Origin of the sequence: Flavobacterium pectinovorum, assembly GCF_022802975.1 — a bacterium.
Taxonomy (GTDB): Bacteria; Bacteroidota; Bacteroidia; order Flavobacteriales; family Flavobacteriaceae; genus Flavobacterium; species Flavobacterium pectinovorum_B.
The window spans coordinates 85,578-108,648 of sequence record NZ_JAFEVZ010000005.1; the positions used below are offsets into that span (position 1 = coordinate 85,578).

Consider the following 23,071-nt stretch of genomic DNA (forward strand, 5'->3'; position numbering starts at 1 on the left):
CCTAGCGGGTTAATACCTAATGAAAATATTCTTTTTCTTAATTAGCCTCAACTCTTAATTCTGTTTGAATTTTGGTTCGGTCAACGCCACTTCTTTTACTGATTGCGTATCGGCGACTTTTTGTAAAGCAATTACATAAGCTGCAATTCGGGGCGTAACTTTATGCTTGTCAGCAATTCTAAAAACAGTTTCAAAACCTTTTTCGAGTATATCTTCTAAACGCTTGTTTATTTGATGAATTCGCCAGGATTCTAAAAGTGAGTTTTGAAGCCACTCGAAATAAGATACTGTTACCCCTCCGGCATTTGCCAGAATATCCGGAACAACCAAAACATTGTTGTCGTGCAATATTTGATCCGCATCTGAAGAAACCGGGCCATTTGCACCTTCTACAATAACTTTTGCTTTAATCTCTCTTGCATTTCTCTGCGTAATAACATCTTCTTTTGCAGCCGGAATCAATACATCAACTTCTAAAAGCAATAATTCCTCGTGTTTGATGGCAACCGAATTTGGATATCCCTTGATACTCTTATTATTCAGATTATAATACAAAATCAATTCCGGGATGTTAAGCCCGTCCGGATTGTAAAAAGCTTCTGAAACATCACTTACAGCAACAACTTTTAATCCTTTTTCGTATAAAAATAAAGCCGAATGCAATCCTACATTTCCAAATCCCTGAATCGCAACTGTCGATTTTGCCGGACGCAGTTTTAATTTTTGAAGCGCCAGAAGTGTAATAATACTAACACCTCTTCCTGTAGCTTCTACCCTGCCCAAAGAACCTCCAGAATGCAAATGTTTTCCGGTTACAACTGCATGAATCGTTTTACCGTGAACCAAAGAAAATTCATCCATTAGCCAGCCCATTTCATCTGGACCTGTACCCATGTCCGGTGCCGGAACATCTTTTTCAGGACCAAAAATATCTGATAACCTTTTGGTATATGCTCTTGTAATTTTTTCTAATTCAGTCTTAGAATGGTTTCTTGGATCACAAATAATACCTCCTTTTGCTCCTCCAAAAGGGATTCCTGTCACCGCAGATTTCCATGTCATCCAGGCTGCCAGTGCTTTTACCTCATCAAGGTTTACAGCCGTATCATAACGAATTCCTCCTTTAGATGGCCCTAAAGCTGTATTGTGAATCACGCGATATCCTTCAAAATTCTGAGTTCTTCCGTTATCAAGTGTTATTGAAAAATTAACAACTATTTGCTTTTCAGGTCGCTGTAATTTTTGTCTGATAGATTCTTCAAGATTTAAAATATCGGCTGCGATATTAAAACGATCAATCATAGATTGAAAGGGATTCTGTTTAACTATTTCCAGGCTCATAATTTTTTAGTTTTAAGATTTTTATTCAATTAATTTTGAAATTTTATTTTTTACCATCTTCTGCTTATTACAAAAGAGTTCTTTATATTTTCCTGCGCCAAATTGCTGTAATTGCAACATGGAATTTTCATAAGGCAGCATTGCATCTGCATAATGGTGTATTTATTAGATCTCATATCTATGGTTTTAAATAAATTCTAAAAAAAGCCTTTCATGTTGTATGAAAGGCTAAAAAAAAAAAAATAACTAACAAGTATTTCTCTATTAACGCCAATTCAAGACATGTTTCATCATGCAGCACATCGTGAAGCTGCAATTGAAAGACATCATATTTAGACTATAGTTTCTCATTGTTATGGCAAATTTATAAATATATTTTATAAATTCTATAGAATTGGTAGAGTTATTTTTTAAAAAAAAGAAAATATTTACAAACCTATTGTAAATTAAGGCTTTAAGAAAAAATAATTTTTAATTAATTTGAGAAAAAACAATGAAAACAATTGCAATTAAAGCCAAAATAACTCCCAAAAAGTTCGTTTTTGATAATTTCTCATTGAAAAAGAACACCCCAACAAGGCTTCCTAAAACAATAACACCCATATTCATTCCGGCAAAAACAGTGGATGGATTTTCAGAAAACGCTTTATGTGCTTTAAGGTAAAACAATATATTTCCGAAATTAAAAAGTCCAACCAATGATCCGAAAAAGATATTTTTAAGTTCCAATTTTACTTTTTTCAGAACTGTATTATAAATCATAATAAGTAAGGAGACGGCCAAAGCAATATCAAATACTACAAATAAAGAAGTTGTATAAGGCAAAGTACTGTAAAGTGCTATTTGTTTAAACAGAATATCGATTACACCAAATCCAAGTAAAACAATCGCAGGATATAGCCTTTTATTTTGCTCATTTTCGGAAGGTTTTCTCAAGAGGAACAAAAGTGCCCAAAAGCCAATCACAAGCCCGATTACTTTATAGGAATTAAATTCTTCCTTAAAAATAAACCATGCTGCCAATATTGGTATAAAAAGAGATAATCGCTGGGCGGCGTCTGTTTTTACAATTCCCATATACTTAATTGATGCCGCTAAAAAAAGAAAAACAACGGGTAAAAGAACTCCTATGCTCAGATAAATATTCCACGGAGCACTTGCTGTAACCTCATCCAGATTTGGACTAAAAGTAAAATAGCAAAATAAGATTGCAAATACATAATTAAACGTAATTATCTGAACCGGATTACAATTATAATGGCGGGTTATTTTAAAAATCACACCTACTGTTACACTGCAAACAATACTTAAAATCAGAAACAACATATAAATAATTTTAATGTAAAAATAGTGTTTAAAATCATTCAAAAAAAAGCCCGGACAGATTAAGGAAAATCTTCCGGGCAAATTTATATTCTTAACTTTTTTAATTCTTTGCTGATAATATTCGTTTTTGCCTCATTGCAAAAAGATGATGTGAATTAAAAACCAGTACAGCCATAAAAATAATACTGTACGCCAGAATTTGTAATGGACTAATTTTTTCTTTGTAAACAACATTTGCCAATATAAAAGCAATCATCGGATTGATATTTAATAACATTCCAACCGTTGAAGAATTGATTCCGGACAGTGCATATAAATTTAAAAACAGCGGTATAATCGTAAAAAATACTGCAATCATTTCAATACAAAAATAAAACGTAAATTCTGTTGGAACCGAACCGCTATATACAGGATAAAACGGTAATAAAAACAAGGCAGCTAATGTAATATGAAATGTTAGAACAATAAACGTATCAAAGCCTTTGTTAACCCGCTGGCTAACCAAATAAGAAGCATAAGTCAATCCGATAATAATACTAAAAAACATATCCATAATATCTGCATACGATAATAGCAAACAGCCCGAAATACTTAATCCTACTGCCAGCCATTGTGTTTTCTTTAATTTTTCATGCAAAATAAAATAAGCCAGCAAAGTCGTTAAAATAGGACAAACCAAATACGCCAGAGAAGTTGCTTTTACGCTTACATGATTCATTACATAAATAAACGTAAACCAATTCGACATCAGAAAAAAGCTTCCTCCGATGTTCAGGAAAATTGTTTTTCTTTTTCCGGAAGCTGATAAAGCCCTGAAATTTTTAATTGTTTCCTGTACTTTTTTTCTTTTGAAAGCAAAAACAATCAGCAACATTAAAATGCTACAGCTAAAAACGCGAAAGAACAGAATATCCAGTGAAGCATATTCATGTATTGGTTTTAACACAAGACTAAAAAATCCCCAAATGGTATAAGCCGTAATAGCCGCTATGTAATATTTTGTAGTTTTCATGGGATTTCTTTTTGTTTGATATTTAATGAAGCAAATTTCTTAAAAATAAAACAGCAATACAGATACAGTTTTTGTAAATTGCACCATAACAGTTTTTTTTATGAAAAATTCAAATTACTTGTATTTACAGTTTGCCAATGTTATAGAAAAACAAATAAAATCGGGTCTTTTAAATGTTGGCGATAAATTGCCTTCAATTCGTGAAGTCTGTGCAGAAACAGGCTACAGCATGAGTACCGTAAGCAAAGCTTATTATGAAATTGAAAGCCGGTCGTTAATTGAATCAAGACCGCAATCGGGTTATTATGTGAGTAATATTTCGGCAAGAATTGCTCCTGAACCAACTTCCAGCTCACCTATTCTGACCACTCAAAATATTGAAAGAGAAGATTTGATTGATTTGGTTTATGGTAATATGACAGATCAAAATGTTACGATGCTTTCTCTGGGGTTTCCGTCAAACGAGCTTCTTCCTATTGCCAAATTAAACAAAGGGATGGTTCAGGCGATGCGTCAACTACCAAATAGCGGAACCAGTTATGAAGAAATACAGGGAAATGTTAATCTTAGAAGAGAAATTGCCCGCTGGTCTTTTTCCTGGGGAGGTTCTTTAACTGAAGATGATATTATTACAACCCCGGGCTGTGTAAGCGCAATTTCGTATTGCCTTATGGCTGTCACAAAACCGGGAGATACGATCATTACAGAAAGCCCTGTTTATTTTGGTGTTTTACAACTGGCGAAATCATTAGGTTTATATGTAATGGAATTGCCTACCAATATGACTACCGGAATAGAATTAGAAGCCTTAAAAAAAGCCATTTCAACCAAGAAAGTAAAGGCTTGTGTATTAATGAGCAATTTCAGCAATCCATCAGGCAGTATGATGCCTAATGAGCATAAAAAAGAAACCGTTCGCTTAATGGAATTGCATAATATTCCGCTTATCGAAGATGATATTCACGGTGATTTGTATTTTGGCTCAGCCAGACCAACAAACTGCAAGACGTATGATGAAAGCGGTATTGTAATGTGCTGCAGTTCAGTATCTAAATCTTTGGCTCCGGGATATCGTGTAGGCTGGGCTATTCCCGGAAAATTCAAAAAAGAAATATTACGAACAAAATTATACCACACCATCTCCTCTCCTACCATTACACATGAAGTTGTTGGGGATTTTCTGAAACATGGCCGATACGAGAATCATCTTAGAAAAATTCGTCAGATTCTGAATCAGAACTGCAATAATTATATCAACACGATTTTAGAATCTTTCCCAAAAGGGACTAAAGTTAGCCAGCCTCAGGGCGGTTTTTTTCTATGGATTGAACTGGATAAAAAAATAGATACTGCCGAATTTTATCATTTGGCCATGAAACACAATATCAGCATTGCTCCCGGACGTATTTTTTCTTTCCAGGATCAATTTTCAAATTGCATGCGACTGAGTTTTGGTTTACCGTGGACAAATGAATTACGCCAATCTATACAAACATTAGGAAAACTGGCGGCTCAGCAAACTTTATAAAATACTGCAATTTAAACATAAAAAAAACCGGACAGCACAACTACCTACTGTCCGGTCAACAATTAAAAGACCAAGAATTAATTTAATTTACAAAACAAAATAAGCGTTGCTGTCCACTTTTTTAGACTCGTTTTCTAAATCAAACTCTTTTAGAATATCAAATTCGCTTTGATATTCATTCAGCATCTGCTTAATATTTTTTTCGATTGTATTTGCAATAGCCGTAACAGGCGTATCTGTTGCTCTGTTTTCGAAAGGATCCTGCAAATGAATCGCCATTCTTTCGATTAAAAAGAAAGCTGCCGCAATAGCCGTAATTAACGGAATCGCAAACCAACTTAAAACACTTGTTAACCCAAAAGGAAGCAGAAAAACAAATAAACACAGTGTTAATCGAATGTACAAGCTGTATGTGGTTGGGAAAATCGTATTTTTAATTCGTTCACATTTCCCCATTTCATCACACAATCTCGAAAGCGTATTGTCAATTTCTACCTGCTGATACATGTTGATACGCTTCTCATTTTTAGCATTTCTAAGATCCCTTGCATGCAGCATTAAAATAGCATTTGGTACATTTTGATGATTTTTGATATATTTTATTTCTTCTTCACTCACTAAGCCGGCAAGTGGTTTTAGAGCGTCTTTATTTCGAAGTGCCTGACCTAAACTATAGCACCATGCAATTTGTCTTTTGGCAAAATTTTCTTTAAATTCACTGGCCTCAACAGAAAAATCCGGATCTTTGTAAAACGTCAAAACCTGACGAATTAATGTTCTTGAATCATTTACAACTGCTCCCCAAACGATTCTGGCTTCCCACCATCTGTCATAAGCCTGATTAGACTTAAAAGCTAATAATAAGGAAATAATCGTCCCGATCATGGTTGGAATTGCAATCGGAATATCAACGGGCAGATTGATGAAATAATGATGAAAAATCTCAAATAATATCGTGTAAGCCAATACGAGAACAATTTCTACTTTAATTTTCCCGAGAACGTACTTCATTGGTATTCTTTTCTTTAACAACATATTTTCGGTTTTAAATTAATACTACAGCTAGTCCTTAGTAATTAGTGATTAGTCCTTAGTTTTTTATAAATAATCTTAAAATTACATTGCCTGCTGTTGTGAATTTGGGGTATTCAAAAACTTAGGACATGCAAAAGCCTAAAGACTAAGAACTAAGGACTTAGTCACTAAAACAATTAAACCAGTTCTTCGTATAATGAAAGTACCGGAAGTCCCAGTTTTTCATTAATATTTTGTTTTTTTACTTTTTTAAATTTGATTTTTTCTCCTTTGCGGGTTTCAACTAACAAATCGATCTCGTATTTTGAAATCGCTTCAGATAAAGGAGCTATATTTTCGTAATCTTCAGTTTTTGAAGCCTGACTTACAATTTCATAAGAAAAATTATTGCTCAGAAACTGCTGCACATCTTTGACATGCATATTGGCACTGCTGTTTTCAATATAAAGTGCTTTTGTAAAATCTTCTTTGAATTGTTCGTTACCTAAATGCAGAATCGGGCATTTTTGATTTCCAGCCAATTGTACCAGATACTGGTGGATACGTTTTGTTTCCTGCTTATAAGAATACGGAAGGATCACTAATTTTACAGAAAAATTTTCAATTATCCTTCTAAAAATAGGCAATGAAAGACCGTATTGATTGTGAATTTTAATTTTGCAGTTTTTGGTATGATCGATCATATACCTGCAAGTTTCCAAAACTTCTTCCTGACTTTTGGTTAGTCCAGTTCGCATTTCGCGCAAAAAGTGAGAAGATGAAAAAGAATCCGGCGTTTCAGAAACCATCATCAAAACAATTTCACATTCTGTTTTTTTCGCCTGGCTTATTGCCGATTTTACAGCTGAAATTGTATCGTCTTTTAGAGTCGTAGGTATCAGGAAATTTTTCATAAGTATAATCTTTTAGTTTATACAGACAAAATAACAACCTGATAATTAGACGGGTCTTAATTTAAGATTAGAATTTCCTAAGATTCTACATTAGAATTCTTAATGTTCTTTTTTTTATCGTTTGATTTTTTAAAAACAATGGTTACAATCGTTCCTTTATCCTGTTCCGATTGTACTTGTATTTCTCCATCGTGCATGCGAATGATTTTAGAAGCCAATGGAAGCCCCAAACCATAACCTATATATTTCGCAGCAATTTTTCCTCTAAAAAAAGGTTCGTACAAATGCGGAATATCTTCAGGCGGAATACCAATTCCGATATCATTTATCGAAATTTTAATCACCTCATTATTTGCAGAAAGCGTTACAAATACCTCATTATTATCAGAATATTTTACACCGTTGGTAATAATATTATTGATGGCAAGCTCTAAAAGCGGCTTATTACATGCAATCAACAGCATATTAGAATCTTTTGGAGCAAAATTAAGTTTGATACTGACACGGTTATCCGGAAAAATTTTATCCAAATCTGATTTTACCTCCAATAACAATTCATCGATTCGGGCGATATCCAAAACTTGTTTATTGCCATCGTAACCGGTTTGAGTAAGTTTAAGCAAACTTTCCGTTAAGTTTCCTAATTTGGATGCCTGACTGTAAATATTTTCTAAAGACTGCACATATTCTTCTTTTTCACGATCTTTCAAAAGCATGATTTCTGCCTCGGCAATTATGGTTGTAATAGGTGTTTTTAATTCATGCGATGCATTATTAATAAAATTTGCCTGAATTTCAAAAGAGGTCTCCAATCGGTCCAGCATATCATTAAAAGTTGCTGTCAAATCTGAAATTTCATCTGAGTTTTTAACTTCCGGTAATCTGTTATGAAGGTTTGAAGCACTGATTCTGTTTACTTCTTTGGTAATTCTGGCTACTGGATTAATAACGCGTTTTGCCAAAAACCGACCTAATATGAAAGCTAAAAATATAAATCCGATGCCTCCAAAAAGTAATATTTTTACAATATAAACGGTTGTCGTTTTTCCTCTTCGGTCACGTGCCCCAACAATTACAATATATTTTTGGTTTCTTTCTGTAAAAACCTGTCCCAGATAATATTTACTGTTAATTTCAAAATAGTCTTTTCCGGTCTGGAGAATATTGGAATAAAATTCATTCGGAAGATTCAGTTTTGTATTATAATCAAAACTATTGGCACTGTTTATTTTAAGAACATACTCTTCTTCTTCGATCAGTTCTTCGAGTCCGTTTTTCTTTAAGTTACTGTAATATTTTATTTTTTCAGGATCATGCTGAAAATGAATAGAAGCCACAATTTTTGACCGGTCTTCCAGCCTTTTTAAGAAATGATAGCGGTTATTCTCCCTAAACAAAACGAATACTATGATACTCAATAGCAAAGTACTAAAGGTAGAAAGTGCTACATAAGTAAAAGTTATTCTTTTTCTGATATCCATTTTATGGTTGTATAACGTAACCTAACCCTTTCATGGTGTAAATAAGTTTGGTTTTATAAGGTTTGTCTATTTTTTTTCTTAAATACGTGATATAAACATCAACAACATTGGTATTCATATCAAAATTAATGTCCCAGACATTATCCAGAATCTGATCTCTGGATACAATTCTGCCTGTATTTTTGGCCAAATAATATAATAATTTAAACTCTTTGGCAGTTAAAACAATCGATTCTCCTTCACGTTTTACTGTTTTTGCTTTACCGTTTATTTCGAGATCGCCAATTACGATCGTATCCACTTTATCTGTTTCCAGATTGGCTCTTCGGTTTAATGCGTTTACTCTTGCATCGAGTTCTCCAAACTTAAAAGGTTTAACCAAATAATCATCTGCACCTGCATTGAGTCCGGTTACAATATTTTCTGAAGTCCCCAGAGCTGTTAAAAGTAAAATCGGAACAAAGTTTTTGGCGGCACGCAATCTTCTGCAAATTTCGATTCCGTTAATATCCGGCAACATTACATCCAAAACTACTACATCAAAAGTATAATTATGAATCATTTCTAATGCCGTTTTACCATCAAGGGCCACACTTACATCGTTATTGTTTTCAGCAAATCCTTTGCGGAGAATAGAAAGCAGGTTTGGTTCGTCTTCGACTATGAGTAATTTCATTGTAATGGATTGTATCTTTAACAAAAATAAAGGATTGAAACGTAAATACAATCTAATAAAACCTGAATTGTGATTTTGTTATGAAGAAAATAAAAAAATTAAAACCGCCTTAGTACATTTGATTTCGATTCTCTACTCAAAAAAAATCAAAATTGACATTTTCAATAATTAACCGAAGGATTATTAATAATGATAAAATTCACTTATAAAATTTCCATTCTCTTTTTCAGCTTCATAATAATAAAATCCAATTATAAATTTGGTATTTTCACTCACTTCATTTTTTACTCCTGAACTGCTTTTACTTGACCATTTAGTATTCATTAAAACAGCGATAAGCTCCTCATCAACTGGGTTACCAAATCCGCTAATTTCTTTAACTTCCTTTATTTCCAAATTTGAAGCAAAAGTTATTTCATAAATACCATAACTTTTATTGAGCTGAATGCCTTTATATTTCAATAACTCAAGACTTGAATTACTGGTTTCATGATACAAGGTTTTATCTGTAAAATTAATTTTTTCAGATTTAAACTTATTTAATATTTCTAATTCAGGATTTGGTTTTACTTGTTTTTTATTTAAATAAAGAAGTCCTGAACACATGCCAACCTCATAAAAACCTTTGTCATTTTTATATGCATAGGCTACCAGCTTTGTATTCGCCGGAATAAAAATATCACAGGACGAACCTAAATCTCTGTCACTTCTTCCTCGAACGTAAATCGACTTAAGTTTGACACCTTTAAATAATTCGTTAATTTTTATATCTGCTCTATAACTATCCGAATTTTTCTGGTTTGGATAAATTTTAGTAATGGTAACAATTCCAACAAAATCAGACTGAATATATTTTTCAGTAATTGTCTGAGGGTTACAAACACATGCAAAGGAGCTAAACGTTAAAAAGCAAAACAGTATCGAATACAGATTTCTCATAAAAACCAATTATAGTTTACTGATGTAACTTCCGTACATATCTTTAAACTGATGTCCGGTTGCAAAACGGTCTTTGCTTAGTTTTTTATATTCTACCAATGCCCATAAAACAAATTCTTTCATAAAATAAAGATCATTTTTATCCAATTGTGGCTGGTATTTTTTTATCAGAATTTCCAAAGGAGTTACTCCGTCTAAAATGTTTTGATATTCTGCATCCGAAGCTTCATCTAATAATTCGAAACCGCTTTCTGCAAAAAACCATTCGATCAAATCTGAATAAGGTGTTTTTTCTCCGGGTTTTTCTAATTTCTCAATCTTCGGAAAGTAATCAGAAAACAAAGTTCTAATTGCCGAACCAATTAGATTCTGAGCTACAGCAGCTGCTCCCTCCTGTTCTCCTTCATAAACCAATTCTACTTTTCCGGTAATGGCCGGAATAATTCCAATAAAGTCTGATAAACGAAGTGTGGTTTTATCAACACCTAAAATTAAAGCACGACGTTCAGCAGTACTGATTAAATTCTCAAAAGCTGTAATACTCATTCGGGCACTTACACCGCTTTTATTATCAATGTATTCACTATCTCTCGCTTCAAAACTAATCTGCTCTAAAATATCTCTTGCCAGACCCGGGACATAAACAATATCAGTTTGATTTTGGTCTAATTTAGATTCCTGCTCTGTAATGGTTCTGGCAATCTGAATACTTTCAGGATAATGTGTTAAAATCTGCGATCCTATTCTGTCTTTCAAAGGAGTTACAATACTTCCTCGATTGGTATAATCTTCCGGATTTGCAGTGAAAATAAACTGCATATCCAGCGGCATTCTTAATTTAAAACCTCTAATCTGAATATCGCCTTCCTGCAAAATATTAAACAAAGCTACCTGAATTCTGGCTTGTAAATCTGGTAATTCATTAATCACAAAAATACTGCGGTTCGCTCTTGGAATCATTCCGAAGTGAATTACCCGGTCATCCGCATACGATAATTTTAAATTAGCAGCTTTTATAGGATCAACATCTCCTATCAAATCGGCAACTGTTACGTCTGGCGTTGCCAGTTTTTCGAAGAAACGCTCACTTCTGTGCAACCATGAAATTGGGGTATCATCGCCTTTTTCTTCAATTAAGTCTTTAGCAAAACGTGAAATCGGATTCAACGGATCATCATTAATTTCTGAACCTGTCACAAACGGAATGTATTCGTCTAACAATTCGACCATTTTACGCGCCAAACGTGTTTTTGCCTGACCGCGAAGTCCTAACAAATTTATATTATGACGGGAAAGAATTGCTCTTTCCAGTTCAGGAATTACCGTATTTTCAAATCCGTGAACCCCTTCAAAAACCGGTTTTCCCGATTTGATTTTGTCACGAAGATTATTGCGTAATTCGTCTTTTATGCTTGTACTTTTATAACCTGAGGCTTTTAATTGACCTAATGTTTTTATGTCTAGTATATTATTCATGGTATATTCAGATATCTTTTTTATAATAATATTTTTTTGCTCTCGCAGATTTTGCAGATTGAGCTGATTCATTTAATTGTGTTAACCGTACAACAACAGTGCATTTCTACGATATAGTTTACGTTTATTCATCCTCAAAAGAAACCGTTGAACCTTTGTCCCTCTGAGCCTTTGAACCTTTACTTAATCCTTTTCTTCCTATTCGTTTCGTAATCTTCGAAAATCATTTCTCCAAGACCTTTTAATCCTGTGTAAAATGCTTTTCCCTGATTGGCTTCGGTAAAATGATTCACAAAACGCTGTAAATATGGGTCGTTTGCAATCATAAAAGTCGTAATCGGAATGTGTAATTTTCGGGCTTGTTGTGCCTGTGTGTAGCATTTATCTACAATATATTCGTCAAGACCATTGCTGTTCATGTAATACGAACCATCACGTTCACGCACGCAGCTTGGTTTTCCGTCAGTAATCATGAAAATCTGCTTGTTAGTATTTCGTTTTCGACGTAAAATATCCATAGCCAGCTGTAAACCTGCAACAGTATTGGTATGATAGGGTCCAACCTGCAGATACGGCAAATCTTTTATTGGAATTGTCCAGGCATCGTTACCAAAAACCAAAATATCTAAAGTATCTTTTGGATAGCGGGTTGTGATTAATTCGGCCAAAGCCATGGCTACTTTTTTTGCAGGAGTGATTCGGTCTTCGCCGTACAAAATCATACTGTGGCTGATATCAATCATCAAAACGGTACTCATTTGCGCTTTGAATTGGGTTTCCTCGACAACCAAATCATTTTCAGTGAGCATGAAACTTTCAACGCCATTATTGATTTGAGCATTTCTTAAACTTTCTGTCAGAGAAATACGTTCTAATCCATCTCCAAAATTAAACTCACGAAATTCACCCGTATGTTCATCACCGTTTCCGGCATGTTTGGTTTTATGATTTCCGTTTCCGGCACGTTTTAAATTTCCAAAAATCTGATCTAAAGCCTGCTGACGAATTGCTCTTTCTGTTTTGGCTGTGATTCCAAAACCGGGAGTTCCATCATTTTTAACTTCATCCTTTATATATCCTTTTTTCTTGAGATCTTCGATGAAATCATCAATTGTGTAGTTTTCATCAGTCAGTTTGTATTCCTTATCCAACTCGCGAAGCCAGTCTATAGCCTCATCAAAATCACCCGAAGTATGGGTAATCAGTTCTTTGAAAATTCCAAAAAGTTTTTCAAACGGAGACTGAAAAGGTGCTTCGTACGTCTTAAAATAAAAGCCTTTTTTAAATTCGTTTTTCATAATTTTTAAAATTACGTTTTTTTAGAATTACGAAAAAAGAAACGTTTATTAATTTTTAGTTAAAGTATTTCAATAAAACAGACAGTAATTAGCGATTATACTGATAATTATTCAAACTTTCCATCAAGATAAAACCATGATTCGTTTTCGAATTTAAAAGTTGAGAATTCGTAATGTATCTGAGGTTTTTCATTAGAATCTACAAAGTAAGCTTTGAACTCTACCGTATTTTCAGTAAAACTCAAAATTTCAAGTTTCTGCCATTTATTGGAAACTGCCCATCTTAAAATTTCAGGCTTAGAATAATATCTTCTTTCTGAAAAATAAGTGGTTTCCAGAAGATAATCAGCATTATGTGTTGCATACGCCGAAAATCTGGAACGCATTAAGGTTAATGCAGAAGGAGCTTTTTGGTTATTGTTCAGATATAATCCGCAGCAATTTTCAAAAAGCTGTCCTGTATCACAAAAGCATTTTTTACTCTCCATCAACAGGTTCTTCTCCATTAATTTTCACATGAAGCTGATTCAGTAAAACCTGATAACGAGTGATTTCTCTCACTTCTTCATCTTCTTCAGCAAAGTCAATCATTTCGTCTAAAACTTCACTTACTTCTAAAAGTTTATTATTGGCTTCTCTGTTATTTTCTGCAGCAATCAAATCAATGATTTCCTGTACACTTGCTTTTAACGTTTCAAATTTTGTATTCATAATTATATGTTTGTTTTTTTTGTTTCACGTTTCATGTTTCACGTTCGGTTGCAACTTGAAACATGAAACTAAAAAGACTTGAAACTATTTTTTACTCTTTATTTTCATTAAACTTCTTCACAATTTCTTTCAGCTTTTCTTTGCGCGAAACCTCGGCTTGTTTTTTCTTAGCCTGAGCTTTGTGCAATTTGTCATTGTGAATTTTGATATTTCGTTCATTATTGCGTCCCATTATATTTCTCTTTTAATTTCTTCTAAACTTTTCTCGCTAAAAATTAATTCGTCAATAATCTGTTTTCGCAAAACATCAATATCTTTATAATCAAAATATTTAGCCCACGAGGTCAATTGCTGTAGATTTCGGACTTGCTTTAATCTTTTTGAGGTTTCAAAACTTGTTCTCAAAATTGCTTTTCCATCATACTCCGGATTGTTTCTATGCTGGTAAGTAGCAAGATTCTTTTCGAAATCTGCTTCAATATAGTACAGTTTTTCTTCGGCATTATCAGGATAAAATTCATTCCATGCAGCAAAACCAATTTTAGTTTTCGATTCGGTTTCAGGTTCACGGGCAATCAATCGCCATTTACTGTTAGCCAGTCTTCCCCAATGGTTAGAAACACGATACATTCCTGCTTCAGTATAATAATAGGTACTTCCGGCTTTGCTTTCAAACTGTTTTTTCAAACCTTCAATTTTATCCGAAAGCACTTCCTGAAATACACAAAAAGTATTTTTAAAAGAATTAGGATGTGGCTTAAAGTTTTTTTGCATACGCAAATATACTCAGATTGTCACGAACTGCCTAAAACAAACCAAAATTGATTAACTTTGCTGCTTCATTTAAAATAACAAACTATGTCTAAAGATTCACAAGAAAAAATGCCTCAAAAAGGAGTTTATACCGGCATCATCGAAAAAGATGAGAACAACAATTATTTTTGTGGTGAATACCTTTTAGATTATAAAACTGTTCAGGCGAAATTTAATATTGGTGACTGGATAACCATTAAATCAGTGATTGAAAATCCAAGCGACATCAGTTACGATAAATATCCCAAGAAATCCAGAAACTTCGACAAGGCAAATCATAAACCGGAATAAGTATTTTTGTTTCAGGTTGAATGTTTCAGGTTGAAATAAGCTGATTTAACCGCAAAGTTCGCAAAGTTTTATGTTGATATAGCTTTGCGAACTTTGCGTTTTATAAAAAGCATTTGTATATAAAAGTTTTAGCGTGCTTTGCGGTTAATTTTCCCAACATAAAACATCTCACTTCCAACATCTGACAAATAACTTTCCCGAATATTTTTTCGATCAAAACTAAAAAGTTAAAAAAAAGTGTACCTTTGCAAAAAATTTGTCCATTTGAACTAATTAATATCAATTTCAAACTAATAGACAAGTAGTTACCTTTTATTTATGAAAAAAATAGTTGAATACCGCAAGTTACTAAACGTAGAAAAAACTGCAGAGTTAAAAGATTTAAAGACAATTTATCGTAATGCGATGAAAGAATCGCACCCTGATAAATTTGTGGGAGATGACGCTGGTTTAAAAGAGGCAGAAGAAAAAAGTAAAACAATCATTGAAGCTTACCACTTTTTAGTAAGCATTCATCCTGATACTATCAAACTTAATTTACCTGAGTACACAGAAACAATTGCAGCTTGTACAATTACAGATTATAAATTTGTAGAAGGACGTTTAATTATTGATTTCTCTAACGGAAGTGTTTATGAATACATCAGTGTTCCTAAAGCAACTTACGTGAAAATGGTAAATGCTGATTCACCGGTAAGATTTGCAAAAAGACACATTTTAAACTCTTTTACCTGGAGAAAGAAAACAAATCAGGAATAAAGATTTCCATAACAATATTTTTAAAAAGCATTCTGACACCAGAATGCTTTTTTTATGCTAAAAAGTAATAAAATCATTGCTTTAATTCTGAATAATAAAATTATTAGCTATTTTCAAACAAACAAAAACAACTAAAACACTAAAAGCAAGATAGTTGCCATAAAAAAAACTATAACAAAATTTTAGGCAGTAAAATTATTGATGTTCTATATTTTTAAATACTTTTGTTGCACAAATCAATTAACTAATTAATTTTTTATAATGAAAAAAGTACTTTTTTTACTTACCGCTTCTGTAGCGATAATTTCATGCAGTAAAGTTAAAGACGGAGAATACCTTATTACCGGAACTGCAAAAGGAATTGAAAACGGAAAAACAATTATCCTTCAGGGTCAAGACCCTACAACAATGGCACCAATAGCCCTTGATACTGTTAAAGTTGAAAATGGCAAATTTGAAATAAAAGGTAAAGTTACTGAACCAGCTTTTCATATTTTACTTGTACAAGATGTACAAGGTCAGGTTCCGTTTATCTTAGAAACTGGTGAAATTAAAATTGAAGTAGACAAAGATAGCATTCACAAATCTAAAATTGCAGGAACATACAGCAACGATGAATATGTTAAATTCAACGAAGATCTTGTTAAAGTTCAAAAGAGATTGATGGATTTTCAGAAAAAAAACACACAAACTATGCAGGCTGCTCAGCAAAAACAAGACACAGCTGCCATCAATAGTTTAATGAAAGAATACACTGTTATTCAAACTGAAGTTCAGGCAGAATCTAAAAAGAAATATACTGCTTATGCTGAAACACACCCTAAATCATTTATTTCTGCTTTAATCATCCAAAGCTTAATCAATGATCCAACTGCTGATTTCAAAAAGACAGAAACGCTATATAACTCTTTAGACGAGACTTTAAAAAACACAAAACCTGGAAAAGCAATCAAAGAAAAAATCGGTCAAATGAAATTGCCTGCAGTTGGTGCATCAGCTCCACCGGTTGGCAGCGCTAAATGAAGATCAGATTTTTCAGCTCCTAATCCAGAAGGCAAAACAATATCTCTTAAAGAAAGTTTAGGAAAAGTAACGATTGTAGACTTTTGGGCTTCATGGTGCGGACCATGCCGAAAAGAAAACCCTAATGTTGTAGCAATTTACAAAGAGCTTCATTCAAAAGGATTAAATATAATTGGTGTTTCTTTAGACAAAGAAGCATCAGCATGGAAAGAAGCCATTGCAAAAGACAATTTAAGCTGGACACAAGTTTCTAACTTGAAATTTTGGGATGAGCCAATTGCAAAACAATACGGCGTAGAATCTATTCCTGCAACCTTTATTCTTGATTCATCAGGAAAAGTGGTTGCTCAGAATTTAAGAGGCCCCGAATTAAGAGCAAAAGTTTTAGAGCTTTTAGCAAAAAAATAATCCAAACAAAAAACTCCAGATTTTCATCTGGAGTTTTTTTTATATCTAAAAGTAAATTTTGATTACTTTACAAATTCAATTTTTTGAACCTCTTCTTCATTAACAGTATCAAAAAATCCTTGCTCATTCATCCAGTCATCACTAAACACCTTACTCATATATCTTGATCCATGATCTGGAAAAATAGCTATAATATTACTGTCTTTAGTAAACTCTCCTTCTTCTGCGTATTGCTTAATTGCCTGCATTACCGCACCGGATGTGTACCCAACAAATAAACCTTCCTTACGTGTGATTTCTCTTGCTGTATGAGCACTTTCTTCATCCGTTACTTTCATAAACTTATCGATAATATCGAAATCAGTTGCTGACGGAATTAAGTTTTTCCCTAAACCTTCAATACGGTATGGATATATTTCTTTATTATCGAATTCTCTTGTTTCATGATATTTTTTCAATACAGATCCAAAAGCATCAACACCTAAGATTTTAATATTCGGATTTTGCTCTTTTAAGAATTTTGCAGTTCCTGAGATTGTTCCTCCTGTTCCGCTACAAGCAACAAGGTGTGTAATTTGCCCTTTGGTCTGCTGCCAGATTTCTGGTCCTGTAGTATTATAATGAGCATCAATATTAAGTTGATTAAAATACTGATTAATATAAACAGATCCTTTAGTTTCTTCATGTAGACGTTTCGCAACGTTGTAGTATGATCTTTCATCATCTGCTGAAACATGAGCCGGACAAACATAAACTTTTGCTCCTAAACTCCTTAACATGTCAATTTTATCTTTTGAAGATTTTGAACTTACTGCCAATATACAATTATAGCCTTTTATAATGCTTACCATAGCCAAACTAAAACCGGTATTCCCGGATGTAGTTTCAATTATGGTGTCACCAGGAGACAAAATTCCCCTTTTCTCTGCTTCTTCAATGATATATAATGCTATTCTGTCTTTTGAAGAATGTCCGGGATTAAAAGCTTCTACCTTTGCGTAGAAATTCCCTTCTAACCCTTCAGTGACTTTATTTAGCTTAATAAGCGGAGTATTACCTATCAACTCTAAAACATTATTATAAGCATTTATTTCTTCTTTCATAAAAAAATAGTTAATCAAGGTATTTTTTAATCACCCTGATAGGTTGCAAATTTAACAAAAAATTTCTAATTAGCTTTTAATTTTCTCTAAATCTAATAAAAAACTAAATTCCTTTGCTAAGTCTTTTAAAGCCTGAAAACGACCTGAAGCCCCGCCATGACCTGCATCCATATTAGTATCTAAAAACAGCACCGTATCATTTGTTTTTAATTTTCTAAGCTTGGCTACCCATTTAGCCGGCTCCCAATATTGAACCTGCGAATCATGCAATCCGGTAGAAACATACATATTAGGATATTTTTGCTTTTGTACATTATCATATGGTGAATACGATAACATATAATCATAATATTTTTTATTATTTGGGTTCCCCCATTCGTCATACTCTCCTGTTGTTAGCGGAATACTATCATCCAACATTGTTGTAATAACATCAACAAAAGGAACCTGGGCAATAACGCCGTTATACAAATGTGGGGCTTCATTTATAATAACTCCCATCAAAAGTCCTCCGGCAGATCCACCCTCTGCATATAAATGTTTAGCAGAAGTATATTTCTCGTTTATTACAAATTTAGAGCAATCGATGAAATCTGTAAAGGTATTTTTCTTTTTTAACAGTTTTCCATCTTCATACCATTGTCTTCCTAAATCCTCACCTCCTCTGATGTGGGCAATTGCGAATATAAATCCTCTATCTAATAAAGAAAGTCTGGTAGATGAAAAATAAGTATCCATCGTGATTCCGTACGAACCATATGCATAAAGTAACAAGGGATTTTTACCATCTTTCTCTAATCCTTTACAATAAACCATCGAAATTGGCACTTTTTCTCCATCTCTGGCCGTTACCCAAACTCTTTCTTCGATATAATTGTTTTTATCAAATTTCCCTCCGAGAACCTCTTGCTCTTTTAAGATTTCTTTGGTTTTTGTTTTCATATTAAAATCAATTACAGACGATGGTGTCGAGAGTGATTGAAAACTGTAACGTAAAACATCGGTATCAAAATCAATATTGGTTGTTATATACGCATTATAGGTCTCGCTTCCAAAAGGCAAATAATAGTCCGGTTCGCCATTCCATGGCATGATTCGAATATGATTTAACCCATTTGAGCGCTCTTCAACAACTAAGTAATTTTTGAATATTTCAATATCTTCCAACAAAACATCTTCACGATGCGGTATAAGATCTTTCCAGAATTTTTTCTCAGTTCTGTTCTCAGGCGTTTTCATCAACTTAAAGTTCGTAGCCTTATCTTTATTTGTTAAAATATAAAACGAATCTTCGTAATGTGAAATACTGTATTCTAAACCCCGAACGCGCGTTTGAAACACTTCAAATTCTCCATCAGGATTATCCGAATTTAAAATCCTATATTCTGTTGTTAATGTGCTTCCTGAACCAATAACAATATATTTTCTTGATTTTTCTTTACTTACCGAAACATTAAAAGTATCATCGGTTTCATTAAAAACCAAAACATCAGTAGCTGAATCTGAATTTAATTTATGCCGAAATACTTTATCAGACCGTAGCGTAACCTCGTCTTGTGTGACATAAAAAATGGTATTGTTATCATTTGCCCAAACTGATTCTCCCGTTACATTTTCGATTTTATCCGGCAAAATTTCTCCTGTTTGTAAATTTTTAATCTGAATAGTGTAAATTCTTCTTCCCACAACATCAACAGCAAAGCTGGCAAATTTGTTATCAGGACTAACACTTAATCCTCCTAATTTAAAGTAGGCATGATCTTTTGCCAATTCATTGCAATTGAACATAATTTCTTCTTCAGCAGAAAGGCTTCCTTTTTTTCTGGAAAAAATGGGATAATCCTGTCCTGTTTCAAAACGGGTAATATAGTAATAACCATTATAAAAATAAGGAACAGACGAATCATCTTCCTTAATTCTTCCTTTCATTTCCTCATACAAAGATTCCTGCAAACCTTTAGTATGTTCAGTCATTTTCTGATAATACTCATTTTCCTTATTCAGGTAATCAATAACTTCCGGATTTTCTCTGTCATTCAGCCAAAAATAATTATCGATTCGGGTTTCTTTATGTTTTTTTAGGGATTTTGGAATTATTTTGGCCTGTGGAGCCGGTATATGATTTTGCATTGATTGAGCGTTTGTTTTTATATAAGACAAGGCAAAAATAAGATATAGTGAGTAGAACAGAATTAATTTTTTCATAAAATATTACTTTATTATACACCGTAATAAACTAATTTTGTTGAAATAATTTAAAATCAACGAAAATGGATTTAATGGGAATGATGGGCAAACTTAAAGAAACCCAACAAAAAATTGAAGATACAAAAAAACGCCTTGATACTGTTTTAATAGATGAAGAAAGTGCTGACGGATTATTGAAAATTACAATTACAGCCAGCCGAAAAGTAAAATCAGTTTCTATTGATGATTCTTTATTAGAAGATAAAGAGCAACTTGAAGATTATTTAATTGTAACCCTAAACAAAGCTATCGAAAAAGCAACTAGTGTTAACGAAAGAGAATTGGATGCTGTAGCCAAAATGGATATGCCAATGATTCCCGGAATGGATAATCTTTTTAAGTAAAACTTTAAAATTGTTTCAAGTTTCAGGTTTCAAGTTATCGCGATACAAACCTGAAACCTGAAATAAAAATAATCTGAAGCAAAACTTAGAACTTTTGAAGCGTTTCAATCACATAGGTATGCATAACTTCTTTATAATCTAAGTGCGTAACAACTCTTAGTTTATTATGCCCAAGCGAACTTATCAAAATATTTTTCTGCTTCAATTTTTCAATTAACAGCTGATCACTATAACCTTCTGCTAAAGAAAAAATCAAAATATTGGTTTCTACAGGTTCAATAGCTGCTACCCATGGTTTTGTTTTTAAAACTGCTGCAATTTCCTTTACTCTTCTATGATCTTCAGCCATACGCTCAATATTATGCGCTAAAGCATATAAGCCTGCTGCTGCCAAATAACCAACCTGACGCATTCCGCCCCCAAGTATCTTCCTGATTCTTAACGCTCTGTGAATATCCGCTTTGGTTCCCAGCAAAATAGAACCTATAGGAGCTCCTAATCCTTTTGACAAACAAACAGAAATAGTATCGAAAATAGCTCCAAATTCTTTCGGATTTTGTCTTTTTGCGACCAAGGCATTCCAAATTCTGGCTCCATCCAAATGGAATTTCAAATTATTGGCATCACAAACTTTTTTTATTTCTCTTAAATCTTCCAGCTCATAACAGGCTCCACCACCTTTATTAGTTGTATTTTCTACACAAACTAAACTCGTTAACGGACTGTGATAAAACTCCGGATCATTGATTGCCGCAGCTACCTGAGCAGCATTTATCATCCCTCTTTCACCATCTAACAAACAACATGAAACTCCACTGTTAAAAGAAACTCCGCCGCCTTCATAATGATAAATATGAGCATATTTATCAGCAATTAATTGTTCTCCGGGCTGTGTATGCAATTTAATTGCAGTTTGGTTTGCCATAGTCCCTGACGGAAAAAAAAGTCCAGCTTCCATACCAAAAAATTCAGCCACTCTGGTTTCTAACTCGATAACCGTTGGGTCTTGCCTGTACACATCATCGCCAACATGAGCGTTGAACATATACTGCAGCATTTCATAACTAGGCTTAGTAATGGTATCGCTGATTAAATTTATTTCCATATTCTAAAAACTATATCTTATTTTTGTAGTGCAAAATTACGTATAACTGATAGTTATTAACAGCTAGTTTTAATAAATTTTAACTTGCCGGTTATCATACATCCAAATTAACGTAATAATTGCAAAAAACATATAAAACTACTATTAATTTATGACAACAGCCGAACAAGTAAAAGGTATTGTGGAGCGCCTTGGTGCGTTGAGGAGGTATCTTTGACGTTGATGCCAAGCTAATCGAAATTGCAAACGAAGAAGAAAAAACTTTTGCTCCTGATTTTTGGAACAAACCAAAAGAAGCAGAAATCATTGTAAAAAACCTTCGAAACAAGAAAAAATGGATCGAAGATTACGACAAAGCTGTCGAACTTACAGACGAACTCCAGCTTGCCTATGATTTTTACAAGGAAGGAGAACTTTCTGTTGAAGAACTGGATGAAAATTACAATACAACCCAGCTTCATATTGAAAATATCGAATTTAAAAACATGCTTTCTGATGAAGGAGACAGTTTAAGCGCCGTCGTTCAGATTACTGCCGGAGCCGGCGGAACCGAAAGCTGTGACTGGGCAGGAATGCTCATGCGTATGTACATGATGTGGGGAGAAAGTTATGGTTATAAAATCAAAGAGCTTAACTTTCAGGAAGGTGATGTTGCCGGTATCAAAACCGTAACTTTAGAATTTGAAGGTGATTATTCTTTTGGTTATCTGAAAGGAGAAAATGGTGTTCACCGCTTAGTCCGAATTTCGCCTTTTGACAGTAATGCCAAACGCCATACTTCATTCGTATCGGTTTATGTTTATCCGCTTGTTGATGACAGTATCGAAATTGACATTAATCCTGCCGATATCGAAATTACAACATCCCGTTCAAGTGGTGCCGGAGGACAGAACGTAAATAAAGTTGAAACAAAAGTACAGTTGGTTCACAAACCAACCGGAATCCAGATTCAATGCTCTGAAACGAGATCTCAGCAAGACAACAGACAGCGCGCCATGCAGATGCTTCGTTCTCAATTATACGAAATTGAATTAAAGAAACAACAAGCACAGCGTGCCGATATTGAAGCCGGAAAAATGAAAATCGAATGGGGTTCGCAAATTCGTAATTACGTTATGCAGCCTTATAAATTGGTAAAAGATGTTCGTACCGGTTACGAAACCAGCGATGTCGATGGCGTTATGAACGGAAATATAGATCCGTTCCTGAAAGCATTTCTAATGATGATGGGACAAAAAGAGGAAGAATAATATTTCAGTGTT

23 protein-coding genes and 1 pseudogene are annotated in these 23,071 nt (G+C 33.7%); 7 read left to right on the forward strand and 17 right to left on the reverse strand.

The window, feature by feature from the left end; all coding sequences use genetic code 11:
- Window positions 1-54: 54 nt before the first annotated feature.
- The 3 genes from FLV_RS08845 to FLV_RS08855 form a co-directional block, all read right to left on the reverse strand.
- The gene (locus FLV_RS08845) at window positions 55-1,341 is read right to left on the reverse strand and encodes a Glu/Leu/Phe/Val family dehydrogenase (RefSeq protein WP_243232986.1); all 1,287 of its coding nucleotides are present in this window, start codon (window positions 1,339-1,341) and stop codon (window positions 55-57) included.
- A 471-nt stretch (window positions 1,342-1,812) separates the two neighbouring features.
- The gene (locus tag FLV_RS08850) at window positions 1,813-2,667 is read right to left on the reverse strand and encodes an EamA family transporter (RefSeq protein ID WP_243232988.1); all 855 of its coding nucleotides are present in this window, start codon (window positions 2,665-2,667) and stop codon (window positions 1,813-1,815) included.
- 100 nt (window positions 2,668-2,767) lie between these two features.
- Window positions 2,768-3,679 (reverse strand): EamA family transporter, encoded by a 912-nt coding sequence (locus FLV_RS08855; protein ID WP_243233003.1) that lies wholly within the window; start codon window positions 3,677-3,679, stop codon window positions 2,768-2,770.
- Between the two features lie 100 nt (window positions 3,680-3,779).
- On the opposite strand from FLV_RS08855, the gene FLV_RS08860 reads away from it, so the two are divergent.
- A complete protein-coding gene (locus FLV_RS08860) occupies window positions 3,780-5,207 on the forward strand; it encodes a PLP-dependent aminotransferase family protein (protein WP_243233004.1) in 1,428 nt (475 codons plus the stop codon).
- 87 nt (window positions 5,208-5,294) lie between these two features.
- On the opposite strand, the gene FLV_RS08865 is transcribed toward FLV_RS08860, so the two are convergent.
- From FLV_RS08865 to FLV_RS08915, 11 genes are all read right to left on the reverse strand, one after another.
- Window positions 5,295-6,242, reverse strand: coding sequence for a bestrophin family protein (locus FLV_RS08865; protein ID WP_243233005.1), 948 nt, complete (start codon window positions 6,240-6,242; stop codon window positions 5,295-5,297).
- Between the two features lie 176 nt (window positions 6,243-6,418).
- Complete coding sequence (locus FLV_RS08870; RefSeq protein WP_243233006.1) at window positions 6,419-7,135, reverse strand: hypothetical protein; 717 nt, start codon at window positions 7,133-7,135, stop codon at window positions 6,419-6,421.
- A 77-nt stretch (window positions 7,136-7,212) separates the two neighbouring features.
- Entirely contained in the window at window positions 7,213-8,616 is a 1,404-nt protein-coding gene (locus tag FLV_RS08875) for a sensor histidine kinase (protein ID WP_243233008.1), read from the reverse strand.
- A 1-nt stretch (window position 8,617) separates the two neighbouring features.
- On the reverse strand, window positions 8,618-9,292 hold the full coding sequence (locus FLV_RS08880) for a response regulator transcription factor (RefSeq protein ID WP_243233010.1): 675 nt from the start codon (window positions 9,290-9,292) through the stop codon (window positions 8,618-8,620).
- A 183-nt stretch (window positions 9,293-9,475) separates the two neighbouring features.
- A complete protein-coding gene (locus FLV_RS08885) occupies window positions 9,476-10,231 on the reverse strand; it encodes a hypothetical protein (RefSeq protein ID WP_243233012.1) in 756 nt (251 codons plus the stop codon).
- 9 nt (window positions 10,232-10,240) lie between these two features.
- Window positions 10,241-11,707, reverse strand: coding sequence for an AAA family ATPase (locus FLV_RS08890; RefSeq protein WP_243233014.1), 1,467 nt, complete (start codon window positions 11,705-11,707; stop codon window positions 10,241-10,243).
- Window positions 11,708-11,886: 179 nt separating this feature from the next.
- Window positions 11,887-13,005, reverse strand: a complete 1,119-nt coding sequence (locus FLV_RS08895; protein ID WP_243233016.1) for a vWA domain-containing protein — start codon at window positions 13,003-13,005, stop codon at window positions 11,887-11,889.
- Window positions 13,006-13,112: 107 nt separating this feature from the next.
- The gene (locus tag FLV_RS08900; RefSeq protein ID WP_243233017.1) at window positions 13,113-13,511 is read right to left on the reverse strand and encodes a YchJ family protein; all 399 of its coding nucleotides are present in this window, start codon (window positions 13,509-13,511) and stop codon (window positions 13,113-13,115) included.
- Window positions 13,483-13,716: a hypothetical protein gene (locus tag FLV_RS08905; RefSeq protein ID WP_243233018.1), complete on the reverse strand. Its 234-nt coding sequence runs from the start codon at window positions 13,714-13,716 to the stop codon at window positions 13,483-13,485. The genes FLV_RS08900 and FLV_RS08905 overlap by 29 nt, the downstream gene beginning before the upstream one ends.
- Before the next feature lie 91 nt (window positions 13,717-13,807).
- Window positions 13,808-13,948, reverse strand: coding sequence for a hypothetical protein (locus tag FLV_RS08910; protein WP_243233019.1), 141 nt, complete (start codon window positions 13,946-13,948; stop codon window positions 13,808-13,810).
- Entirely contained in the window at window positions 13,948-14,490 is a 543-nt protein-coding gene (locus tag FLV_RS08915; RefSeq protein ID WP_243233020.1) for a hypothetical protein, read from the reverse strand. The genes FLV_RS08910 and FLV_RS08915 overlap by 1 nt, the downstream gene beginning before the upstream one ends.
- Window positions 14,491-14,574: 84 nt before the next feature.
- Here FLV_RS08915 and FLV_RS08920 point away from each other — a divergent pair, with 84 nt between their 5' ends.
- The 4 genes and pseudogenes from FLV_RS08920 to FLV_RS08935 form a co-directional block, all read left to right on the forward strand.
- On the forward strand, window positions 14,575-14,820 hold the full coding sequence (locus FLV_RS08920) for a hypothetical protein (protein WP_243233022.1): 246 nt from the start codon (window positions 14,575-14,577) through the stop codon (window positions 14,818-14,820).
- A 318-nt stretch (window positions 14,821-15,138) separates the two neighbouring features.
- Window positions 15,139-15,579 carry a KTSC domain-containing protein gene (locus FLV_RS08925; RefSeq protein ID WP_243233023.1) on the forward strand — a complete coding sequence of 147 codons (441 nt, stop codon included), beginning with the start codon at window positions 15,139-15,141 and terminating at the stop codon, window positions 15,577-15,579.
- Between the two features lie 261 nt (window positions 15,580-15,840).
- The gene (locus tag FLV_RS08930; protein WP_243233026.1) at window positions 15,841-16,602 is read left to right on the forward strand and encodes a DUF4369 domain-containing protein; all 762 of its coding nucleotides are present in this window, start codon (window positions 15,841-15,843) and stop codon (window positions 16,600-16,602) included.
- An 18-nt stretch (window positions 16,603-16,620) separates the two neighbouring features.
- Window positions 16,621-17,010: pseudogene (locus tag FLV_RS08935) on the forward strand (peroxiredoxin family protein); the annotation flags it as partial.
- Between the two features lie 62 nt (window positions 17,011-17,072).
- Here the strand turns inward: FLV_RS08935 and FLV_RS08940 are convergent.
- Both FLV_RS08940 and FLV_RS08945 read right to left on the reverse strand, forming a co-directional pair.
- Complete coding sequence (locus FLV_RS08940) at window positions 17,073-18,113, reverse strand: PLP-dependent cysteine synthase family protein (protein WP_243233028.1); 1,041 nt, start codon at window positions 18,111-18,113, stop codon at window positions 17,073-17,075.
- A gap of 69 nt (window positions 18,114-18,182) precedes the next feature.
- Window positions 18,183-20,318, reverse strand: coding sequence for a S9 family peptidase (locus FLV_RS08945; RefSeq protein WP_410745953.1), 2,136 nt, complete (start codon window positions 20,316-20,318; stop codon window positions 18,183-18,185).
- Window positions 20,319-20,383: 65 nt separating this feature from the next.
- On the opposite strand from FLV_RS08945, the gene FLV_RS08950 reads away from it, so the two are divergent.
- On the forward strand, window positions 20,384-20,704 hold the full coding sequence (locus FLV_RS08950) for a YbaB/EbfC family nucleoid-associated protein (RefSeq protein ID WP_110348202.1): 321 nt from the start codon (window positions 20,384-20,386) through the stop codon (window positions 20,702-20,704).
- Between the two features lie 85 nt (window positions 20,705-20,789).
- On the opposite strand, the gene FLV_RS08955 is transcribed toward FLV_RS08950, so the two are convergent.
- Window positions 20,790-21,809: a threonine aldolase family protein gene (locus FLV_RS08955; RefSeq protein WP_243233031.1), complete on the reverse strand. Its 1,020-nt coding sequence runs from the start codon at window positions 21,807-21,809 to the stop codon at window positions 20,790-20,792.
- A 151-nt stretch (window positions 21,810-21,960) separates the two neighbouring features.
- Here FLV_RS08955 and prfB point away from each other — a divergent pair.
- Window positions 21,961-23,059 (forward strand): peptide chain release factor 2 gene (gene prfB, locus FLV_RS08960; protein ID WP_110348204.1). Its coding sequence is split into 2 segments (ribosomal slippage): window positions 21,961-22,023 and window positions 22,025-23,059, totalling 1,098 coding nucleotides; the frame shifts between segments, so codons are not numbered across the junction.
- Window positions 23,060-23,071 lie beyond the last annotated feature (12 nt).